Origin of the sequence: Pseudoalteromonas sp. S3178 (genome assembly GCF_005886985.1) — a bacterium.
Taxonomy (GTDB): domain Bacteria; phylum Pseudomonadota; class Gammaproteobacteria; order Enterobacterales; family Alteromonadaceae; genus Pseudoalteromonas; species Pseudoalteromonas carrageenovora.
Genome location: NZ_PNCW01000204.1, coordinates 1 through 437, shown reverse-complemented (window position 1 = coordinate 437; position 437 = coordinate 1). Strand labels below are relative to the sequence as shown.

The following is a 437-nucleotide window of genomic DNA, read 5'->3' as shown; positions in this document are numbered from 1 at the left end:
AAAGCCGTTAGATAATCTTTTTTATGTCTTAATTTTATCGGCTGCCGTTGTATTTTGAGTAAGAGGAGTAGCACAACGAAAGCAACGGCGGTACGGTAAACGGTGATATCCAGTGCTGAGAGTGAAATTAATTTTGAAAATAATGCTGTTCCACCAAATAATAAAACGGCACTATGGAGCGAGAGCAAAGCGGATTGTTGTGGGCGCATATTGAGTATTAGAACTGTTTTTTAGCAGTCTATCATTTAATCGCTTTGAGATGACAAGATTGTTGACACTTGTCACTCAACATTCTGCGCTTAAACGTAAATAATAATAAAAAGAGTGAATCAGAGAAGCTTGTGTCCATTACCACAGAATTTACCCTAGTTGAGAAACGGCGCTCATTTTGGAATGCCGGACCCCTTATATTTTCAACCTTTTATTTTTTCCCATTG

At 38.0% G+C, this 437-nt stretch carries 1 pseudogene; it reads right to left on the bottom strand.

Annotated elements, in window-relative coordinates:
• Nucleotides 1-209 (bottom strand): annotated as a pseudogene (locus CWC11_RS23035) (EamA/RhaT family transporter); the annotation flags it as partial.
• Between the last annotated feature and the right edge of the window lie 228 nt (nt 210-437).